We start from the raw sequence: 18,736 nt of genomic DNA on the forward strand, positions 1-18,736 counted from the left end.
CATTGATTACTCATACGATCGACCGCGACCTCCGCTTGCTGGAAGTCTCCGACATCGAGCCGTCGCATCAACGGGTTCCGCGTGAACTCCTGCAATGGGCCCGGGAATACCTCTGCCGGCCCCACGCGGACCTCGGCCGCCGAGGGTCCGTGTGCCCCTATACGCAGGCCTCCATCGACAAGGGGCTTTTCTACATCTCCGTCCGGAACGACGTGCCGGAGACGGCGGCCGAGATGGCCGCGTCGCTGGAGCCGTACCGCGACTGGTTCGAGCAGCTCGCCCCTCGGGAGGCTCCCCGTTCGCTCTTCACCACCATTCTCGTCGCCTTCCCCGGGCTGGCACGGGAGAACTTCGGCGTGATCGACGAGGCCCAGCGCATCCTCAAACAGTCCTACCTCTGGCGCGGCCTGATGATCGGCGAGTTCCACGACGGCCCGCCGGACACGCCGGGGTTGTGGAGCCCCGATTTCCGCCCGTTCCGCTGCCCGATACCGTTGCTGGGGATTCGGCACATGGTCAACACCGACCTGCCGTTCGTGCGCGACGACCCGGAGGCCGTCGCGGCGTATCTGCGGCTTTTCGCCGACTCCGTCCCCTCTCACCTCCGCGACATGCTGGCGGCGCAACAATGATCCCGCTGACTCCGGCTCAGCACCGGCTGTGGTTCCTGGAACAGGCCGGTGCAGGCGGAGCCGCCTACCTGCTGTGGGACACCTTCCGCCTCATCGGCCCACTGGACACCGCGGCCCTGAATCGGAGCCTCGCGACGGTCGTCGCCCGGCATGACGGCCTGCGGACCGGGGTGGCGGACAGAGAAGGCCATCCGGCGCAGATCGTGCACGACCCCGGTGAGCTGAGCGTCTCGCTGGAGGTCCACGACGCCGCCGGCGACCCGGAACGGGCACGCGAGATCGTGGGAGCGGCCGTGTCCGATCCGCTCCCGCTGGACCGGGCCCCACTCGCGAGATTCGTCCTCATCCGCCTCGACTCCGGTGACCACGTGCTCGTGGTCTGCGTCCACCACATCGTCTGCGACGGGGTTTCCCTGGCGGCGGTCGTCGAGGAGCTGTTCACCTGCTACGAGGCGTTGTCACAGGCACGGGAACCGGAGCTGCCCGCCCCCGGCCCGCCGTTCGCCGTGTACGCCGCCGGGCTGACCGCGGACACCGAGGACGACGACCGGGAGTACTGGCGGGAACATCTCGCCGGCGCGCCCGAGCTGGTGGGGCTCCCCGCCGACCGTCCCCGTTCCGCCAAGCCGGAGGCGCGCGGGGCGGACCTCAAGGTACGGCTGACGCCCGAACTGACGCAGGCCGTACACGCACTCGCCCGCAGGGAACGCTGCACCCTGTTCATGGTGCTCCTGACCGCGGTGAAGATTCTCCTGGCCCGGGAAAGCGGCCGGCAGGACGTCGTGGTCGGGTCGCCGGTGGCCGCCCGCCCCGACGGCTTCGAGCGCACGGTCGGCATGTTCGTCAACACCCTGGCCCTGCGCACCGACCTGACCGGCGATCCGACCGTTCGCGAGACGCTCCGGCGGGTCCGCCGTACCGTCATCGGAGGCCTCGGTCGCCGCATGTTCCCCTTCGACCAGGTCGTGGAGCTGGTGTCGCCGCAGCGCGGCCTGGGCGTCAACCCGGTGTTCCAGGTGATGGTGGTCGTGGAGTCGGGCGGGCGGGACCCGGGCGGACTCACCCCGGAGCTGACCGTGGAGCCGTTCGTCGCGGACCCGCAACCGGCCAGGTTCGATCTGACCGTGCTGGCCGTCGACGGACCCGAGCTCGGCATCCAGCTCCACTACGCCGCCGACCTGTTCGACGAGGCGAGCGTGGCCCGGTTCACCGATCACCTGACCCGGATCCTCACCGCCATGGCGGAGGACGCGGAAACCCGGCTGTGGGCCATCCCCTTGCTGAACGACGAGGAACGGCGGGCCGTCGTCGGACCGGTCGTCGCCGAACCGGGACCACTCGTGCACGAGCTGGTCGCCGCCGCAAGCGCCGGGAGTCCCACCGCCCCGGCGATCGTCACCGAATCCGGCACGCTGAGCTACGGCGAGCTCGACCGGCGTTCCAACCACCTCGCGCACCGGCTGCGCGCGCTGGACCTTCCGCCCGAGGCCCCGGTCGCCGTCCTGTTCCCGACCTCGGCGGACGCCGTGATCGCCCTGCTGGGCGTGCTCAAGGCCGGATGCGCCTACGTCCCCCTGGACCCGGCGCATCCGCCGGAGCGGCTGGCGATGATGCTGCGGGAGGCCGCGCCGCACGCCATGGTCACGTTCGAGGCGGCCGACCCCGGGGACTATCCGGGGCACGTCCTCACCCTGGGCGAGGAGGAGGCCCCGCACCCGCCCCACGTGGACGTCGCACCGGACCACCTGGCCTACATCGTCTTCACCTCCGGGTCGACGGGCCGGCCCAAGGGGGTCATGGTCCCCCACGCGGCGCTCGCCAAGCTGACCGCGGCCTTCCGCTCGGCGCACGGGTGCTTCGCGCCGGGTGAGCGGGTGTTCATGCTGCCGCCGCTGACCTTCGACGCCTCGGTGGGCGACGTCTTCCCCGCCCTGACCGGCGGGGCGGCGCTTGTCCTGCACCCGGAGCCGGCGTCGCTGACCGGGCCGTCGGCCGTCGCCTTCTGCGCCCGGTACGGCGTCACCGCCGTCGACGTGCCCGTCGCCCTGTGGCAGCACTGGACGGCCGGTCTCGCCGGTCGGGGCGTCCCCGCGGACTGGCCGGTGCGCGAGGTGATGGTCGGCGGGGAAAGCGTGCCGCTGACCGCCCTGCGTGACTGGGCCGAGGTCAGCGGCGGGCGGATCCCGCTGTACAACCATTACGGTCCGACGGAGGCGACCGTGTGCGCCACCGTCCAGCGCACGGTCGACGGCTCGGAGTTCGGCGACGGCCTCCACCTCCCGATCGGGCGTCCCCTCCGGCACGTACGGGCGTACGTGGTGGACGTTTGCGGCGAGCTCGCCCCGATCGGTGTTCCCGGCGAGCTGTACCTGGGCGGCGGTGGCGTGGCACGCGGCTACCTCCACGATCCCGCGCAGACCGCCGAACGCTTCCCGCCGGACCCCTTCGCCGGTGAACCGGGCGCGCGCATGTACCGCACCGGGGATCGGGCTCGCTATCGCGCGGACGGCACGCTGGAGTTCCTCGGCCGGACCGACCGGCAGGTGAAGATCAGAGGCCACCGGATCGAGCTCGGCGAGATCGAGGCGGCCGTCGCCCGGCATCCGGCGGCACACGAGGCCGCGGTCGTGGTCCAGGGAGATCGCCTGGTCTGCTACGTGGTCGCCCCGGACGGACTCCCCGACGACCTGCGTCCCTTCCTCCGGCGGCGGCTTCCCGAGCACATGATCCCCGCCGGATTCGCCGTCCTCGACCGGTTGCCGCTGACCGCCCACGGAAAGGTGGACCATCGCGCGCTCCCGGCCCTGGCGGACGACGGCCCACGGCCCTTCACCGCGCCGATCGGCGCCGTCGAGTCGGCGCTCGCCGAGATCTGGGCAGAGGCCCTTGACCTGAAGCGCGTCGGACGGCACGACAACTTCTTCGACCTGGGCGGACACTCACTCATCGCGGCACCCGTGCTGGCCCGGACGGCCCAGCGGCTCGGCGTGTCGCTGCCGGTGCGCACGCTCTTCGAGACCGCCGACCTGGCGGAGCTGGCGGCCTTGGCGACCTCCGGACGACCGGCGCCCGTGGCGGCGGACATCCGCGCGGACGCCGTTCTGCCCCCCGCGTTCGCGGTCTCCGGTGAGCATGAGCCGTGGAAGATCACGGATGCGTCCGTGCTGCTGACCGGGGCCACCGGGTTCCTGGGCGCACACCTGCTCGCCGAACTGCTGAACCTCGGCGCGGAGCGGGTCGCCTGCCTGATCCGCGCGTCCGACGCGGAAGCCGGGGAAAAGCGGCTGCGGGAGGGCCTTGAGCGGTACGGGCTCTGGAAGGAGGGGTTCGCCGGGAGGATCGTCGGGCTCCCCGGCGACCTGTCGGCCCCGCGATTCGGCTTGCCGTCCGACGGCTTCGACGCGCTGCGGCCCGACGTCATCTGCCACAACGGGGGGCTGGTCGACTTCCTCAAGCCCTACGACCGGCTGCGTCCCGTCAACGTGGGCGGCACCCTGGAGGTCCTCAAGCTGGCCGCCCGCGGGAGGCCGACCCCCGTGCACGTCGTCTCCACGCTCGGCGTCTACCTGGGCGCGGCCTATCCAGGCCGTACGGTCACGGAGGCCGACCCCCCTGACGACCCGGACGGCCTCGACGGTGGCTACGACCAGAGCAAATGGGTCGCGGACCGGCTGGCCCGGCTGGCGCGTGAGCGCGGCCTTCCCGTATCGATCCATCGTCCGGCGCGTATCAGCGGGGACAGCCGGACCGGCCGCGGCAACCCCGACGACTACTTCAGCCGGCTTCTGGTCACCTTCAGGCAGGTGGGCATGGTGCCCGACCTGCCATTCCAGGAGGATCTCTACCCGATCGACCACATCTCCACGGCGATCGGGCGGCTGGTTTCCGATCCAGGGGTCGTCGGCGGGGACTTCCACTACTTCAACAACGCCACGGTGTCCTACGCGCAGATCGCGGCCTCCATGTCGGCCCATGGCATGGACGTCGAGCTGGTTCCCTGGCCGAAATATCGGGCGGCCGTCCTGCGACGGTCGGCCGACGTGGCCATCGCCCCGTTCGTCGCGCAGCTTCCCGAAGAGACTCCGCAGTGGGTCCGGCCGCACTTCGACTGCGGCCTGACCGCCGGCACCCTCGCTGAGGCGGGTATCGGCCCGCCGCCGTCCGCTCAGGTTCTGCTCGACCGCTATCTGGAGCAGCTGACATGAAAGTCTCGCCGGATGTTTTGAGGTTCGGGGGGATCTGGCTCGGGGAACTCGTGTCCGGAGTCGGTTCCAGCCTGACCGGCTTCGTGCTCGGTATCTGGGTTTACCAGCTCACCGGCTCGGAGACCCAGTTCGCGCTGACGATGTTCAGCGCCCTCCTGCCCGGTCTGCTGGTCGCGCCGTTCGCCGGTGCGTTGGCCGACCGGCTCGACCGCCGGAAGATACTGATCGCCGCCGACTGCGCCGCCGCGGTCCCCACGGGCGTCCTCGCCCTGCTGATCTACACGGACGGTCTCCAGGTCTGGCATATCTACCTGGGCGCGGCAATCGGCTCCGCCGCCGGTTCGTTCCAGCTCATCGCCTTTCAGGCAATGACGCCGTTGCTCATTCCCAAGCGGCATCTGGGCAGGGCGAACGGACTCATGCAGGCGGCATGGGGAGCGCAGATCGCCGCTCCGCTCGCCGCCGGAGTGCTGCTGGAGACGATCGGGCTCGGTGGTGTCCTCGCCCTCGACCTGCTCTCCTTCGCCGTGGCCGTCACGGCCCTACTACTGATCAAACTGCCGGTCGAGGTGACCAGGCCCGGGGGGAAGGAGAAGGCCGGACGGGGCTCCTTCGCCGGCGACCTGTCCTTCGGTTTCCGGTACCTGCGCGGCCGGACGGGCCTCTTCGCGCTCGTCGCCGTGTTCGCCGTCTACAACCTGCTGTTCGCCATGGCCGGCAGCCTGGTCCAGCCGCTCGTTCTGTCCTTCTCCACACCCACCACGCTGGGGGTGCTGATGTTCCTGGGTGGAAGCGGCGTATTCGTCGGCAGCCTGGTCATGGGCGCCTGGGGTGGTCCCCAACAGAAGATCACCGGCGTATACCTCTTCATGCTGCTCGGCGGTGTGGCACTGATTCTGCACGGCCCGTGGCCCTCGGCCGTGGTGATCGGGGTGGCCGCGCCCGCCTTCCTGTTCACGCTTCCCGTGGTCAGCGGATGCGTCATGACGATCCTGCAGACGAAGATCGAACCCACGTCGCAGGGACGCGTGCTCGCCGCGGTGAGGCTGGTGGGTCAATCGGCCATGCCGCTGGCGTACCTGGCAGGCGGACCGCTCGCCGAGCACGTCGTCAACCCCCTGCTGCAGCCGGGCGGAGCACTCGCCGCGAGCGTCGGCGCCGTGATCGGAGTCGGCCCCGGCCGCGGCATCGCGCTGATCTTCCTGGTGGACGGCGCACTGCTTATCGGCCTGGCCCTGGTGGTGTACCTGCTGCCGCGTCTGCGCAAGCTGGAGACCGAGCTACCCGACGCCGTCCCGGATGAGACGAGGAGTACCCATGCCGATCAACCTGCCTCCTGACGAGGCCCGCTTTTACTTCTCGCCCGACAGAGCGGCGTCCCCGATTCTCGATGTGGTCGGCGCGATGGCCCTCCGCATCGCCGTCGCAGGGCTGCGTCTGGGGATCTTCGACGCCCTCGCCGCCGGCCCGCGAACCGCGAAGGATCTCGCCGCCGATCTCTCAGCCGACCCGAACGCCCTTGAGCTCCTCCTGGACGCGCTGGACGGCGTCGGCTACCTCGAGCGCACCGGTACGGCGTACGCCAACGGCCCGGCGGCCCAGTCGCTGCGCGGCGACTACGGCAAGATCCTGCTGTTCTGGGATGTGCTGATCGGCCGGCTGTGGGGCAACCTGGAGGAGTCGATCCGCACCGGCAGGCCCGGTGTCGACTTCTACGACTGGATGGCCGATCATCCGGACACCCTTGCCCGGTTCCAGGACTTGCAGCGGGCCAATGTGGACCAGCTGGCCCGCGACGCCGTCGACGCCGTGCCGCTGCCAGGCGACGCCACCCGGCTGCTCGACCTGGGCGGCGGGCACGGGGAGTTCAGTGTCGCCTACTGTCGCGCGTACGACCGGCTGTCGGCCACCATGGTGGACCGTCCCGAGACGCTCGCCCTCGCCGGCGAGAGCCTGGCCGCCGAAGGCATGTCGCATCGAATCACCCTGCACGCGGCGGATCTGTTCGACCGGATGGAGTTCCACGATCAGGACGTCGTGCTGCTCTTCCGCATACTGCACACCTTCCCGCCCGCGCAGGCTCAGGCCCTGATCCGCGCGGCGGTGAACACCCTGCGTCCCGGCGGGAAGCTGCTGGTGCTGGAGAACTACCCCGTCCCCGGCGCGGGGGTCGCCGACAACGCGTTCTTCCGCTCCTTCGCGCTCAACCTCCACCACACCCAGGGCGGGCGGCTCCACTCGCCCGATGAGTTGACCGCGTGGATCGTCGAGGCGGGATGCTCGCCGCCGGACAGAGTCGCCCTGAGCGGTTCCCCCTGCGATTTTCTTCTTGTCGCGTCCCGGCAGACCACGGACCACGGCCGGGACGGCACGGCCCGCTGAGGCACTACGTTTCAGGAGAGATGAGATGACCACCGACGACGACATCCGACGGCACGTCGTTGTGATCAACGATGAGGAGCAGTACTCCGTCTGGCCGGAGGGCAGGGAGATTCCGCCCGGCTGGTACCCGCGCGGCGAGTACGTCGGCAAGAAGGAGTGCCTGGACCTCATCGAGGAGGCGTGGACCGACATGCGGCCACGCGGTCTGCGCGAGGGGTCGCGTTGACGACGATCGAGTCCGACCTGCGGCGCAGGCTGGCCGAGCTGGTGTCGGCCGCCTCGGACGGGGAGGTCGCCGTCGACGAGATCCTGAACGCACCGGACTCGCTGGCCGCGCTCGGCGTCACGTCGCTGGCCCTGATCCGGTTCCTCGACGCCGTCGAAGCGGAGTTCGCGGTGTACGTGGACCTTGAGGAGAGTCCGGCGCTGATGGACAGCATCGACGGACTCGCCGCCTTCATCGCCGAGTCGAGTCCGCCTTCCGGTCACTGAGGTGGAACCCGGGATGTCGTCTCGCCGCTCAGGCTGCTCTGACGGCCGGCCCGGCCTCCGCCGGGCAGCCGCCTATGAGGCGGCCACACCCCCGGATGTGCCGTAGGCCGAGCCGGACGAGGTGTCCGGGGCGGCGAGGGCGACGCCGGAGAGTCGGCGGCGTCGCAGGAGGGATCAGATCCCTTCGACCGGATTGAGGTCGGGCGCGCAGGGCGTCCGCATTTCTTGCCCGTCCGGAACACGGTGGGTATACGGAAAATATACGCGACGGCCATAACCTCTGATTCGGTCGGTCGAATACATCGAGGCTGCAATAGGTCCGTTGTAGGGCTTTTGCCTATTGCCCAGAGAAAATCTTGATGTATAGCTTGGGTGGGATTCCCTGGTTGATCGGGATATCGAAACGATCGATCGATCAACTCGATTGGTCTGGTCTCTGCCGAACTGCACAGGCGTCATTCTCGGGAAATGTGAGATAGATGATTTTTCCGTCATGGAGCCGTAATCTCACCCGCTTGGGCGTCGTGTCGACCCTCGCGCTTTCCCTTGCCGCGGTGAGCGCGAGCCTTGCCTCGGCGGCGGATCTGCCACCCCAGGCCGGGCCCAAGCCCGCGCCCGAAGGGGACTCCGGCTACATCTCGAACATCGACCGGGTGCGGGCCGCCGCGCAGGCGCCGCTGGTCCGGGCCGCCGAGCAGATCCACGGGGTGGTCGAGGCCGGGAACGACGCCGGGTTCGCCGGGATCGAGCTCGGCCAGGATCGGGTCCTGGTCTGGTGGAAGGGGGTGCCCGCGAAAGCCGTACAGGACGCGGTCGGCAACGCCCGCCGGACCGCCGTGATCGAGGTCGGGGAGGCCGCCCACTCGCGTAAGGAGTTGGAGGCGGCCGCCGGCAGGCTCTGGGCGGCGGCCGGGGTGACCGCGGGCGGGCCGGTGCACGGGGTACGCATCCCCTTCGACGGCAGCGGCCTCGCCGCCGCCGTCGAGGAGGGGAACAAGGCCGCCGTGACCCAAGCCGAATCCAGGATCCCCGGCGACCTCGGCGTTCCGGTGAAGGTCTTCGGGCGCGACCCGCTCAAGCGCACCGGCCGCTGCGACGATCGGGCTCCCTGGTACGGCGGGGCCGCGATCCGCAACACCTCGTTCGGCTTCGCCAACCACTGCGGCGGGACGTGGAGCCGGGGATACACCTGCACCGCGGGCTTCGCCGTCCGGCTGCGCGGCCTCGACTACCTCCTCACCGCGGGACACTGCGGCCGTCCCCGCAGCGTGATCGGCGACTCCACCGGGGAGGCCATCGGGAACATGACGCACGAGCACGTGGGGCACGACCTGGCGCTCATCCGCGCCGACGGCGGGTCCGCGGGACGCATCTGGGACGGAAAGCCCGGGGTCGGCGACTTCACCAAGCCGGTGATCGGCTGGCTGAGGGCATCCGGCGGCCAGTGGCTGTGCATGTCGGGGAGCACCACCGGCGCCCAGTGCGGCTACCAGGTGGACGGCCGGTACTCCACCCTCTGCGACCGGGACGTCGACGGCACCTATGAGTGCTACTACGGCCTGCTTTCGGCGCGGAGCCACTACGGTGTCCCCTCCCGAAACGGAGACAGCGGGGGTCCCGTGTTCCAGCTGGACGTCAACGCCGACCAGGTCTTCGCCGTCGGAACAGTGGTCGGCTACGGCGGCGACCGGCTGGTCTTCCAGGATTTCGCCACCGCTCGTTACGACTGGCCGGGTCTCACCCTCCGGGCCCCGTAGGAGGCCAGGTGGCAGGGGTACGGGCTGCGCCGGGACCCGGTCCCGGCGCAGCCCGTACCGGCCGATCTTCGAGGATCAGGACAAGGGGTCTATCGCTTGTAACCCCATTGGGGTTATGGTTATATGTGTAACCCCTTGGTAACCCCAATCTAGAGGTGATCTCGTGCCGAAGATCAATGTCTATCTGCCCGATGAACTGGCGGAGGCGGTCAAGAAGGCCGGTGTGCCGGTGTCGGCGGTCTGCCAGCGGGCGCTGGAGCAGGCGGTGCGCCGGGTGACCGCGATCCGGCAGACCGCGCTCGGCGAACTCGGCGACGACGACCTGAGTGAGCGGCTGCCGCTGTTCACCCCGCGGGCCCGTGCCGTGATCAAGCTCGCCATAGACCTGGCGGGGGCGGACGGGGCACCGGTCGTCGGCACCGGGCACCTGCTCGCCGGAATGGTGGACGAGGGCACCAACCTGGCCTTGCACGTCCTGCGCGCGGTGGACATCGACCCCGCCCGGGTCCGGAGCGAGCTGGCCCGGCTCGCGGAGCCTGAGCCGGGCGGTGGCGAGGACTCCGCACGGCACTTCAGCGTGCCCGCGGCCGGGGCGCTCGAACTGGCGGTGACCGAGGCGACCTCGCTCGGCCACAACTACGTGGGCTGCGAACACCTGCTCCTGGGCCTGGTCACCGAACCCGACGGGATCGCCGGGCGCGTGCTGCAGGCGCTGGGCGGCGAACCCCGGCTGATGCGGCGGGCCGTGACGGCGGCTCTCGCCGGATACGTCCACCTCCGGGCCCAGACCTCCGCCGCGAAGGCGCCCGACCCGGCGAGCATCCTCGCCGCCGCGCTGGACCAGCGGCTCCAGCCGCTCCTCCAGCGGATCGACCGGCTGGAGCGGCACCTCGGCCCCGGCAGCCGGTGACCGGCACGGGCGACGACGCGCGCCCGGTCGCCGGGCGGAGCGTCCGCCGGAGCGGGCTCATCGTGGTCCGGGCCGCGGTCGTGGCGGTCTTCTGGCTGCTGCTTCTGCTCCCGCTGCTGTTCGAGACGGGATAGCACGCCGGGGTCGGCCTACCCGGGAGCCCGGCACGATTCCCTGTGCTCGGGCCACGGCAGGTGCCGCATCGTCAGGTTCGCGGCCCGATGCCCCGCAGCACGGTGGCGACAAGGTCGTCGACGAAGCCGTCGGGCACCGTGATCCGGCCGGGGCCGGCCCCGGTGTAGAGGTGGGGCAGGACCAGCTCGTGGCAGGCGCCGATGAGCATGGTGGCCGGGCTGTCCGTGTCGGCCTCCGCCGCGATCCGGCCAAGCCGCCGCTCGGCGCGGAGGTAATCGGCGAGCCGATCCCGGAGCCCGAGGCCTCCGGCGGGGGTACCGGGCTGATCGAAGAACCGGGCGAGCACCTTCGGCTCGCCGAGCAGGCCCGCGAAGACCGGGAGGATCGCCACGTGCAGGGCGATGGCCTGCGTCATGAAGCCGGTGAGGTTCTCCTCGACCGTGCGCTCACCCGGCCGGGCCGGTGAGTCTCCGAGCGAGGCCATGACCGAGCGCACGTAGGAGCGTAAGGCCAGGGCGAGGAGCTCCTCCCGGTCGGCGAAGTGGTTGTAGAGGACGCCGGCCGCCACCCCCGCCTCCTTGGCGATCCCCCGGACGGTCAGTCCGCCGGCGCCGCGCCGGGCGATCACCTGGGCGGTCGATTCGATCAGGTGGTCGCGGAGGCTCGTTCCGGTGCCGGAGAGCACGGCCGGCCTTCTCGGCGTCATCAGGTCCGGACCGCGGTGACCAGCCAGGCCGCGCCGCGCAGCCGTACCGCGTCCCCGTCCTGGTGGCGCCCCAGCGCCGCCGCGAGGGATTCCATCGCCCGGGAACGGGTGTCCTGATCGGCGCCGGTGAGGAGGAAACGGATCGGCCCCCAACCGCCCACGAACTCGGCGGCGTCGGCGGCGTCCCGCCCCATGACCTGCGGCGCGTCGACCGGGGTCGTCGTGATGCGGGTGAACCCCGCCTTGCCGAGCACGGTACGGACGACGTCGGGATCGGCCAGCGATTCCGGTCCCCGCCTGTCGGCGGGTGCGGGGTCCGGCGCGGGCAGGTACGGCGCCATCGCGGCGAGCACCGCGCCGAGGTCGTGCTCGGCGAGGCTCCGCATGCTGAGGAAGGCGAGCCGGCCCCCGGGACGCAGCGCCCGGCCGATGTTCCCGAACGCCGTGACCGGGCCGGCGAAGAACATGATGCCGAACCGGCTCATCGCGACGTCGAATCCGGCGTCCGGGAACGGGTGCACCTGGGCGTCGCCCTGCTCGAACGACACGTTGCCGAGCCCTTCCCCGGCCGTGAGGGCTCTCGCCCGGTCCAGCATCGGCGCGGACAGGTCGAGGCCGGTCACCGGGCCGCCGGCCGCCCGCAGCGCGGCGAGCCGGGTGGTCTGCCCGGTCCCGCAGCCGATGTCGAGCACCCGATCACCGGCCCGGATCGCCGCGGCTTCCAGCAGCGGTTCGTTGAATCCGCTGTTGACCGCGTTGTAGCGCTCGTAGTGGTCGGCCCAGTGTGTCCCCTCGTACCCGTTCCATGCCTCGGCCTGCTCGACGTTGACCACCTGACCCATAGCCCCTCCTGAGTGAACACACGTTCATGAACGCATGTTCACGATGGCACGCCTCTCCTTGTCGCGTCAAATCCGCATCCCGCTCCATGCCACGGACAGGGAGGAGGGCTGATAGTGATACTTCGTGAAATGGCGCGTCGGCACTATCCGGAAGGTGGCAGAATCCCCCGGTCTACGGATCTTGTTGACCAGCGGCACGCTCATCGGCTCGAAGGAGTGCATCGTGCGAGGCGCAATCCGGATCGTCATCGGCCTCGCCCTGGCCGCCACCGTGACGCACTACGTGGCCGGTGTAGCCGGCGGTGGAACCCCCTCCTTACCCGGAGTCCTCTTCACCGTGATCACCCTCGCCGCAGGCGGATGGCTGGCCACGGCGGCGGAGACGCGGCGGATCGGGCTGGTCTTCGTCGGCAGCGGAGTGCTGGGCTCGATCGAGCCGGTGCTCCGGCTCTGGACGAAGATCGGGTTCTCGATCCCCGACCTCGGCAACGACATCAGGTTCGACACCTGGCTGACTCACTGGCTACGGGTGCCCCAAGCCCTGCTGGTGGTGCTGATCGCCCTGGCCCTGTACCCGGATGGCCGGGTACGCCTGCGGGTCGCCCTCTGGTTTTCGGTGGCCGCGACGGGCGCGACGTCGGTGGCCGTGGCGACGCACAACTGGCCGCGCGGCGACGGCGGTGCGGGCGCGAATCCGCTGGCGCTGCCCTGGGACGTCGCCTGGCTCGTCCAGCTCGGCGCGTACGTGCTCGCGGCCGTCGCCTTGCTGATCGTGCTCACCTCGGTCGGCCTTCGCCGGCGAACGGAGGACCGGAGCACCAGGTGGGTTCTGCTCATCCCGTTCGCCGCGTCGGTCGTGGTGCTTGTCTGGCTGCTGTCGCACGACGCTCTGCCGTACGAAGCCCGTGATTCCGAGTGGATCCTCATCGCGCTGGTCTGTGCGTGGACCGTCGGCCTGACGGCAATCCGGCGGAGGGTGGCGAGGGGGCGGAGTCCGGCAGCGACCGTTTCGGCTGACGGTGAGTGACAAAGGTCCGTGTCTGGACACGGAGGAAACCGGTGTGCCGGGTTTGACACACCGGCCGGTACGGGCGAAGCGCGGCCGGTCGGCTAAGCCGTACCAGATCGGCGGAACGGTTCAGGGGGTGGGCGTCGTGCGCGGGGTGACGCCCTCCAGGAGGGCGGGGGCGAGCTCGGCCCAGGTGGTCCGCGGGATCTCGGTCCAGTCCGCGGTGACGACCTGAATGCACACGTGGTCGGCTCCGGCGTCGATGTGCTCCTGGGCCCGGGCCACGATCGCGTCGACGTCACCCCAGGCCACCAGCCTGTCGAGGAGCCGGTCACTGCCGCCGTCGGCGAAATCCCCCTCGGTGAACCCGCTGCGGAGCAGGTTGCGCGTGTAGTTGGGCAGCCCCAGATACACCGCCAGGTGCGGACCGGCCGTCGCGCGGACCCGGGCCCGGTCGGTGTCGAGGACGACCTTCAGCTCGGGGGCGAGGAGGGGGTCGGGCCCAAGGACCTGGCGGGCGGTGTGGGTATGGGTGGAGTCGACCAGATAGGGGTGGACTCCGGCTGAGCGTTCCCCGGCGAGTGCCAAGGCCTTCGGGCCGAGCGCGGCCAGGACCCGGTGTTCCGCCGGGACCGGCGAGGGGGCGGCGTCCAGCGCGTCGAGGTATTCGCGGAGCGCGGTCAGCGGCTTGTCGTATGTCCGGCCGACGGCCTCGATCCTGGAGGCGTGGCTGCTGCCGAGGCCCAGCAGGAGCCGGCCGGGATGCCGGGCGTTCGCATCGGCGTACCAGGCCGCCGTCTCCGCGGCGTCGTGCATCCAGATGTTGAGCACCCCGGTGGCGATCACCGCCCGGGAACTCGCCGCCAGCATGGCGTCCACGTCGCCGAAGAGATCGCCGCCGGTGCCGCCGGGCGTCCACAGGGTGCCGTAGCCGAGTTCGTCGAGGAATGCGGTGACGTCGCGGATCCGGTCGCGGTCCGGGCCGCGCAGGAGGGCGGACCACACGCCGATCGTGCCGAGGTCGGGTTTCTGGGCCAAGGTGAATCCTTCCGGGGATCACGCTGTTTCGGGCAGTTTAGGTGCTTTGGGTGGCGCTGCCACCCCATTCTCAGCGCGCGATCGGGCCGGTCTCCGCCTCGTTCGACCAGGTCCACTCCGTTCAGGTTCGCGGCGTGGGTGACGGTCGACGATCAAGGGACGTAAGAACTTCAACAGGGCGATTTCCCGTGCGGGTGGGATTTCTGCGATACACCAATGTGTATGGCGTTGCCCCCATCGGTGAGAGCCGCGGTCGACGGCTGGGAACCCGTGAACGACATGGTTGAGGCCCTGCCTCGTCGGCTCGGCTCCGGGTAGCCGGGGATGGCGGTGGACACGCGGCGGATCGTGGATGTCGCCGGGCGTACCCGCGACGGCGGGACGTCCTTCGGGTCCGGGTGCCTGATCGGCTCGGGGCTGGTGCTGACCGCCCGGCATGTGGTCGCCGACCGGCAAGGCCGTCCGCTTGACGGGCTGACGGTCCGCATGCCGGAGGACGGCAGGCCATGGCCGTGTGAGGTGGCGTGGACCGGCCCGGCGGATACGGACGTGGCGGTGCTCCGCGTCACCGAGCCCGGGTCGCCGTCCTGGGAGCCGGTGCGGTGGGGTGAGCTGGTGGCCGTCGGGACCGGGGTCGCCTGCGAAGCGGTGGGATTCCCCCTCGCGATGCGGCAGGCCGGCGGGCTGCGGGACACCGAGCATCTGAGCGGGACGATCAACACCGGGACCGGGCTGCTCGGCGGGCGGATCCACGTGACCGCCGATTCAGCGCCCCCGCGGGACGGGGAGTGGGCGGGGATGTCGGGGGCGGCGCTGTTCTGCGGTCCGCTCCTGATCGGCGTGATCGTGGAGGATCCGCCGTCGTACGGGTCCCGGCGCCTGGTCGCCGAGCCGGTGGCACGGTTGTGGACCATGCCCGGTTTCCCCGAGGTGGCGGGCCAAGGCCGGACCTTGGAGGCGGTCGGCCTGACCGGCCGGCGCCCCCCGGCAGGGGCTCCGTCCCCGGCGTACCTGCTGCGGGCCGACGCCCAGGTGGTGCGGTTCCGTTCCCGGGGCGAGGAGCTGGCCAGGCTGGCGACCTGGTGCGCGGGCCTGGGTTTCGGTATCCGGCTGATCACAGGCCCCGGCGGGCAGGGCAAGACCCGCCTGGCCTGCGAGCTGGGGAACCGGCTGCGGAGCACACCGGGCTCGCCCTGGCTGGTGACCTGGTGGGAATCGGGCGACCCGGTCCCGGCACTCGACGGGCTCACCCGGCCGACACTGGTCGTGGTCGACTACGCGGAGACCCGCCCGGTCACCGCGCTGCTTGACCTGGTACGGGCTGCGACGGCCCAGGCGCCCCGCGCCCCGGCCCGGCTGCTCCTGCTGGCCCGCGGCGCCGGAGACTGGTGGCAGCGCCTGATCGACGAGGACGCCCGGGTGGAGGCGGTGTTGCGCGGCGCGGCGACGGAGGAGCTGGCCGCGCTGGAGGAGGACCTGGCTGGACGCGAGGCGGCGTACACCGAGGCGTTGACCGATCTGGCGGACGGGCTCACCGCGATGGGATGGCCGCACACCCCGGCCGAGCAGGTCCCGGTGCCGGATCTGACAAAGGCGCGCTTCACCCGGGGCGGGGCGGCCCTCACCCAGCATATGACCGCGCTCGCCGGGCTGCTGGGTGACCGGAGCGGCACCGAACGGCCGGTGGAGGAGGTCATCCTCACCCACGAACGACGCTACTGGCGGAAGACCGCCGAGGAACACCGGGTGGGTCTCTCCGATCAGAGCCTGCGACGGGCGGTCGCCGCCGCCGCGCTCTGCGGAGCGGGATCGGAACCCGAGGCTCTGGCTCTCCTTACCCGGGTGCCGGGGCTACGGGATCCCGACGAGGACCGGCGGATCCGGGTGTACCGGTGGCTGCGTGATCTCTACCCGCCCCCTGCGGACGGGTCTCGTCGTACCGGCGCGGCGGCCCCGGGCGGGGTCTGGGGGACACTGCAACCCGACCGCCTGGCCGAACACCTCATCGCATCAGTGATCGATGAGCTGCCGTCCTTTCCCGGCGAGCTCCTGGTGGGCGCCTCGGCGGGGCAGCACCATCAGGCGCTGACGGTGCTGTCCCGGGTTGCGGCGGCCGACCACTCGATCGCAGGGCTGCTTCTCAGCCTGCTGACCGAGGAGCCCGCGCTGGCGGTGCCTGCGGTCCGGGCGGCGGTCCAGAGTGAGAATCCGGTCCCGCTGGTGACCGCGCTTCTCGGTCTTGCCGACTCCGGTGGGCTCTCCTTCGACCAGCTCGCCGAGGTAGCCGAGGCGATTCCGGTGCGGACGCAGGCCCTGGCCTGGTTCGCCGCCACGATCCAGTATCGGCTGACCGAGCTGTGCGGTGCGATGGCGAGAGAAGACCCCGATGTCGGTCTTCCGGAGTTCGCCGGTTCGCTGAACCGTCTGTCAGGCCGCCTTCAGGGGCTGGGGCGTTACGGGGAGGCGCTGCAGGCCGTCGAGCGATCCGTCGACATCTGGGAACGCCTGGCCGCGAGGAATTCCGCAGCGTATCTTCCGAATCTCGCGGATGCGGTAATCAATCGCTCGACCCTGCTCTGGGAGGAGCGGCGCTGGGACGAAAGCCTGGAGGCGGTCCGGCGAGCGGCCGGGATGTATGCGCGGCTGGTGGTGGGAGGCGATTCCGCTGCATATCGCTGGCGTCTGGCCACGGCTTTGAACAATATGGCGAACCTGCTGGGGGAGTTGCGGAGGAACGACGAGGCGCTGGAACTCGCCGGACAAGCCGTTGACATGTATGAGCAGCTGGCTCTAGGCGACGCAGCCGTCTATTCGGGGGAACTCGCCATGGCGTTGAACAATCAGGCGATACTGCTGGGGGCGTGCCGGCGTACGGAGGAGGGCTTGGCGACGGCCGGGCGGGCGGTGGGGATCTATGAGTGGCTGGCCGAAACCGACCCTGATGCCTATCGTCCTGAACTGGCGATGTCCCTGCACAACCTGGCCAATGGATTGGCGGAGGCGAGGCGTTGGGACGAGGGTTTGAATGCTGTCGTTCGCGCGGTGGAGATCCGTGAGCGGCTGGCCGAGGCCAATCCCGACGTCTACCTTCCGGACTTGGCGTCGTCGTGGAACACCATGGCGAACCTGCTGGGAAGGGTGGAGCGGAAACAGGACGGCTTGGCGACGGCCAGGCGGGCGGTGGGGGCGTATGAGCGGTTGGCCGAGGTCAGCCCCGACGTCTACCGTCCTGATCTGGCGATGTCCCTCAACAATCTCGCCACTCGGCTGGCGAAGCTAGAGCGTTGGGAAGAGGCATTGAGCGTCGCGAGGAGAGCGGTGGAGATTCGTGAGCGGCTGGCTGAGGCCGATCCCGCGGTACATCGTCCGCCCCTCGCCGACTCCCTTTTCAACCTGGCGAAGCTGTTCGAAGACATGGGGCGGTCGGAGGATTGGCTGGGGGCGACGACTCGCCTTATCGCCGTACAGGAGCGATTGGCAGTGGATGATCCAGGCGCTTATCTGCCGGAGCTGGCCGATTCCCTGTACGACTATTCGATAAAGCTCGGTGAATTGGGGCGTGCGAAGGAAGCTCTCCCGGCGGCCCGACGCGCCGTTGAGATACGTGAACGGCTGGTCGAAACAGCCCCTGATATCGATGTGTCCGATCTGGTACGGAGCTGTCTGCTCAACGCCAGACTGCTGATCGCGTCGGAGATGCCGGACGAGGCCGTCGCGCTGATACTCCGCGGAAACGGCCTCGCCTGGATGAGACGGCTCAACGAGCTCGTTCATTTCGGAACGTCGCTCCTCCACGAGGCGTATCGGCGATGGCCCTCGCAGACCTTGGCCGCCTGGCGGCGGGCCACTCCCCAGGAGCCTCCGGCCTGGATGACGCCTTGACCCTCGGCTCCGCGGGTATCACAGCGTTCCACGGCGCGGTCAGGCACCTGGTTACGGCGACCCGTAGGGCGACCTGAAGAAAACCGTAAGGGCCGTTCGGCAGGCTGATGGTCGTCAGGGAGGCGGCACGGTGCCGCCGGGACACAGCACAGGGAGTGCACACCATGCGCAAGCTCATCGAGTCGACCTTCGTATCGCTGGACGGCGTCATCGACGACACCCGGCCGTCCACGGCCTCCCGGGCGCAGCCGCACTACTGGGGCCGTCCGTACTGGGACGAGCAGCACAACGGCTACGCCGCGAAACTCTTGACTTCGGCGGACGCCCTGCTCCTGGGCCGGGTGACCTACGAGGGGATGGCACCGGCGTGGTCGTCGCGGACCGGGGACCCGGGTTCGGACATGATCAACGCCATGCCCAAGTACGTGGCCTCGCGGACCCTGACCGAGCTCGACGCCGGCTGGAACGCCACCCTTATCCGGGGCGACGTGGCCGAGGAGGTCGCCAAGCTGAAGGAGCGGCCGGGCGGGGACATCGTGAAGTGGGGCACCGGCGAGCTGGACCGCACGCTGGTGGAGCACGGACTGGTGGACGAGTTCCACTTCTGGTACTTCCCGGTCATCGTCGGGGCGGGGAAGCACCTGTTCGAGGGCGCCGGGTTCGACACCACCCACCTGAAGCTGGCCGACGTGGACCGCTTCGACTCCGGGATCGTCGTCCACGTCTACGTGCCCAAGTAGGCCGCG

Annotated in this window: 15 protein-coding genes; 12 read left to right on the plus strand and 3 right to left on the minus strand. The window is 70.3% G+C overall.

The genetic code is table 11. The features are described from left to right. Window positions 1-2 precede the first annotated feature (2 nt). The 9 genes from RUR_RS09985 to RUR_RS10025 all read left to right on the plus strand — a co-directional run bounded on the left by RUR_RS09985 (window position 3) and on the right by RUR_RS10025 (window position 10,512). On the plus strand, window positions 3-632 hold the full coding sequence (locus tag RUR_RS09985; protein ID WP_283134666.1) for a DUF6875 domain-containing protein: 630 nt from the start codon (window positions 3-5) through the stop codon (window positions 630-632). Beyond that, window positions 629-4,837 carry a non-ribosomal peptide synthetase gene (locus RUR_RS09990; RefSeq protein WP_283134667.1) on the plus strand — a complete coding sequence of 1,403 codons (4,209 nt, stop codon included), beginning with the start codon at window positions 629-631 and terminating at the stop codon, window positions 4,835-4,837. Before RUR_RS09985 ends, RUR_RS09990 begins: the two co-directional genes overlap by 4 nt. Then, complete coding sequence (locus RUR_RS09995; RefSeq protein ID WP_283134668.1) at window positions 4,834-6,177, plus strand: MFS transporter; 1,344 nt, start codon at window positions 4,834-4,836, stop codon at window positions 6,175-6,177. Before RUR_RS09990 ends, RUR_RS09995 begins: the two co-directional genes overlap by 4 nt. Beyond that, window positions 6,155-7,219: a methyltransferase gene (locus RUR_RS10000; RefSeq protein WP_283134669.1), complete on the plus strand. Its 1,065-nt coding sequence runs from the start codon at window positions 6,155-6,157 to the stop codon at window positions 7,217-7,219. The genes RUR_RS09995 and RUR_RS10000 overlap by 23 nt, the downstream gene beginning before the upstream one ends. Window positions 7,220-7,244: 25 nt before the next feature. Then, window positions 7,245-7,445, plus strand: coding sequence for an MbtH family protein (locus tag RUR_RS10005; RefSeq protein ID WP_283134670.1), 201 nt, complete (start codon window positions 7,245-7,247; stop codon window positions 7,443-7,445). Continuing rightward, on the plus strand, window positions 7,442-7,711 hold the full coding sequence (locus RUR_RS10010) for a phosphopantetheine-binding protein (protein ID WP_283134671.1): 270 nt from the start codon (window positions 7,442-7,444) through the stop codon (window positions 7,709-7,711). The genes RUR_RS10005 and RUR_RS10010 overlap by 4 nt, the downstream gene beginning before the upstream one ends. A gap of 515 nt (window positions 7,712-8,226) precedes the next feature. Further along, window positions 8,227-9,468 carry a chymotrypsin family serine protease gene (locus RUR_RS10015; RefSeq protein ID WP_283134672.1) on the plus strand — a complete coding sequence of 414 codons (1,242 nt, stop codon included), beginning with the start codon at window positions 8,227-8,229 and terminating at the stop codon, window positions 9,466-9,468. A gap of 163 nt (window positions 9,469-9,631) precedes the next feature. Beyond that, complete coding sequence (locus tag RUR_RS10020; RefSeq protein WP_283134673.1) at window positions 9,632-10,378, plus strand: Clp protease N-terminal domain-containing protein; 747 nt, start codon at window positions 9,632-9,634, stop codon at window positions 10,376-10,378. Further along, complete coding sequence (locus tag RUR_RS10025; protein WP_283134674.1) at window positions 10,375-10,512, plus strand: hypothetical protein; 138 nt, start codon at window positions 10,375-10,377, stop codon at window positions 10,510-10,512. Before RUR_RS10020 ends, RUR_RS10025 begins: the two co-directional genes overlap by 4 nt. A gap of 71 nt (window positions 10,513-10,583) precedes the next feature. Here RUR_RS10025 and RUR_RS10030 read toward each other — a convergent pair whose 3' ends face one another. Beyond that, on the minus strand, window positions 10,584-11,198 hold the full coding sequence (locus tag RUR_RS10030) for a TetR/AcrR family transcriptional regulator (protein ID WP_283134675.1): 615 nt from the start codon (window positions 11,196-11,198) through the stop codon (window positions 10,584-10,586). Window positions 11,199-11,218: 20 nt separating this feature from the next. Continuing rightward, window positions 11,219-12,061 (minus strand): class I SAM-dependent methyltransferase, encoded by an 843-nt coding sequence (locus tag RUR_RS10035; protein WP_283134676.1) that lies wholly within the window; start codon window positions 12,059-12,061, stop codon window positions 11,219-11,221. 223 nt (window positions 12,062-12,284) lie between these two features. On the opposite strand from RUR_RS10035, the gene RUR_RS10040 reads away from it, so the two are divergent. Then, entirely contained in the window at window positions 12,285-13,088 is an 804-nt protein-coding gene (locus tag RUR_RS10040) for a hypothetical protein (RefSeq protein ID WP_283134677.1), read from the plus strand. 111 nt (window positions 13,089-13,199) lie between these two features. Here RUR_RS10040 and RUR_RS10045 read toward each other — a convergent pair whose 3' ends face one another. Further along, on the minus strand, window positions 13,200-14,108 hold the full coding sequence (locus tag RUR_RS10045; protein ID WP_283134678.1) for an LLM class F420-dependent oxidoreductase: 909 nt from the start codon (window positions 14,106-14,108) through the stop codon (window positions 13,200-13,202). Window positions 14,109-14,432: 324 nt separating this feature from the next. Here RUR_RS10045 and RUR_RS10050 point away from each other — a divergent pair, with 324 nt between their 5' ends. Continuing rightward, complete coding sequence (locus tag RUR_RS10050) at window positions 14,433-17,990, plus strand: tetratricopeptide repeat protein (protein ID WP_283134679.1); 3,558 nt, start codon at window positions 14,433-14,435, stop codon at window positions 17,988-17,990. Window positions 17,991-18,154: 164 nt separating this feature from the next. Further along, complete coding sequence (locus tag RUR_RS10055) at window positions 18,155-18,730, plus strand: dihydrofolate reductase family protein (protein ID WP_283134680.1); 576 nt, start codon at window positions 18,155-18,157, stop codon at window positions 18,728-18,730. Window positions 18,731-18,736 lie beyond the last annotated feature (6 nt).

This window comes from Rhizohabitans arisaemae (genome assembly GCF_025996515.1).
In the GTDB taxonomy this organism is placed as follows: domain Bacteria; phylum Actinomycetota; class Actinomycetes; order Streptosporangiales; family Streptosporangiaceae; genus Rhizohabitans; species Rhizohabitans arisaemae.

Excerpts from the sequence above, each read along its gene's own strand:
- RUR_RS09990 (WP_283134667.1), top strand. The coding sequence starts at position 629 with ATGATCCCGCTGACTCCGGCTCAGCACCGGCTGTGGTTCCTGGAACAG.
- RUR_RS09995 (WP_283134668.1), top strand. The coding sequence starts at position 4,834 with ATGAAAGTCTCGCCGGATGTTTTGAGGTTCGGGGGGATCTGGCTCGGG.
- RUR_RS10000 (WP_283134669.1), top strand. The coding sequence starts at position 6,155 with ATGCCGATCAACCTGCCTCCTGACGAGGCCCGCTTTTACTTCTCGCCC.
- RUR_RS10005 (WP_283134670.1), top strand. The coding sequence starts at position 7,245 with ATGACCACCGACGACGACATCCGACGGCACGTCGTTGTGATCAACGAT.
- RUR_RS10035 (WP_283134676.1), bottom strand. The coding sequence starts at position 12,061 with ATGGGTCAGGTGGTCAACGTCGAGCAGGCCGAGGCATGGAACGGGTAC.
- RUR_RS10050 (WP_283134679.1), top strand. The coding sequence starts at position 14,433 with ATGGCGGTGGACACGCGGCGGATCGTGGATGTCGCCGGGCGTACCCGC.
- RUR_RS10055 (WP_283134680.1), top strand. The coding sequence starts at position 18,155 with ATGCGCAAGCTCATCGAGTCGACCTTCGTATCGCTGGACGGCGTCATC.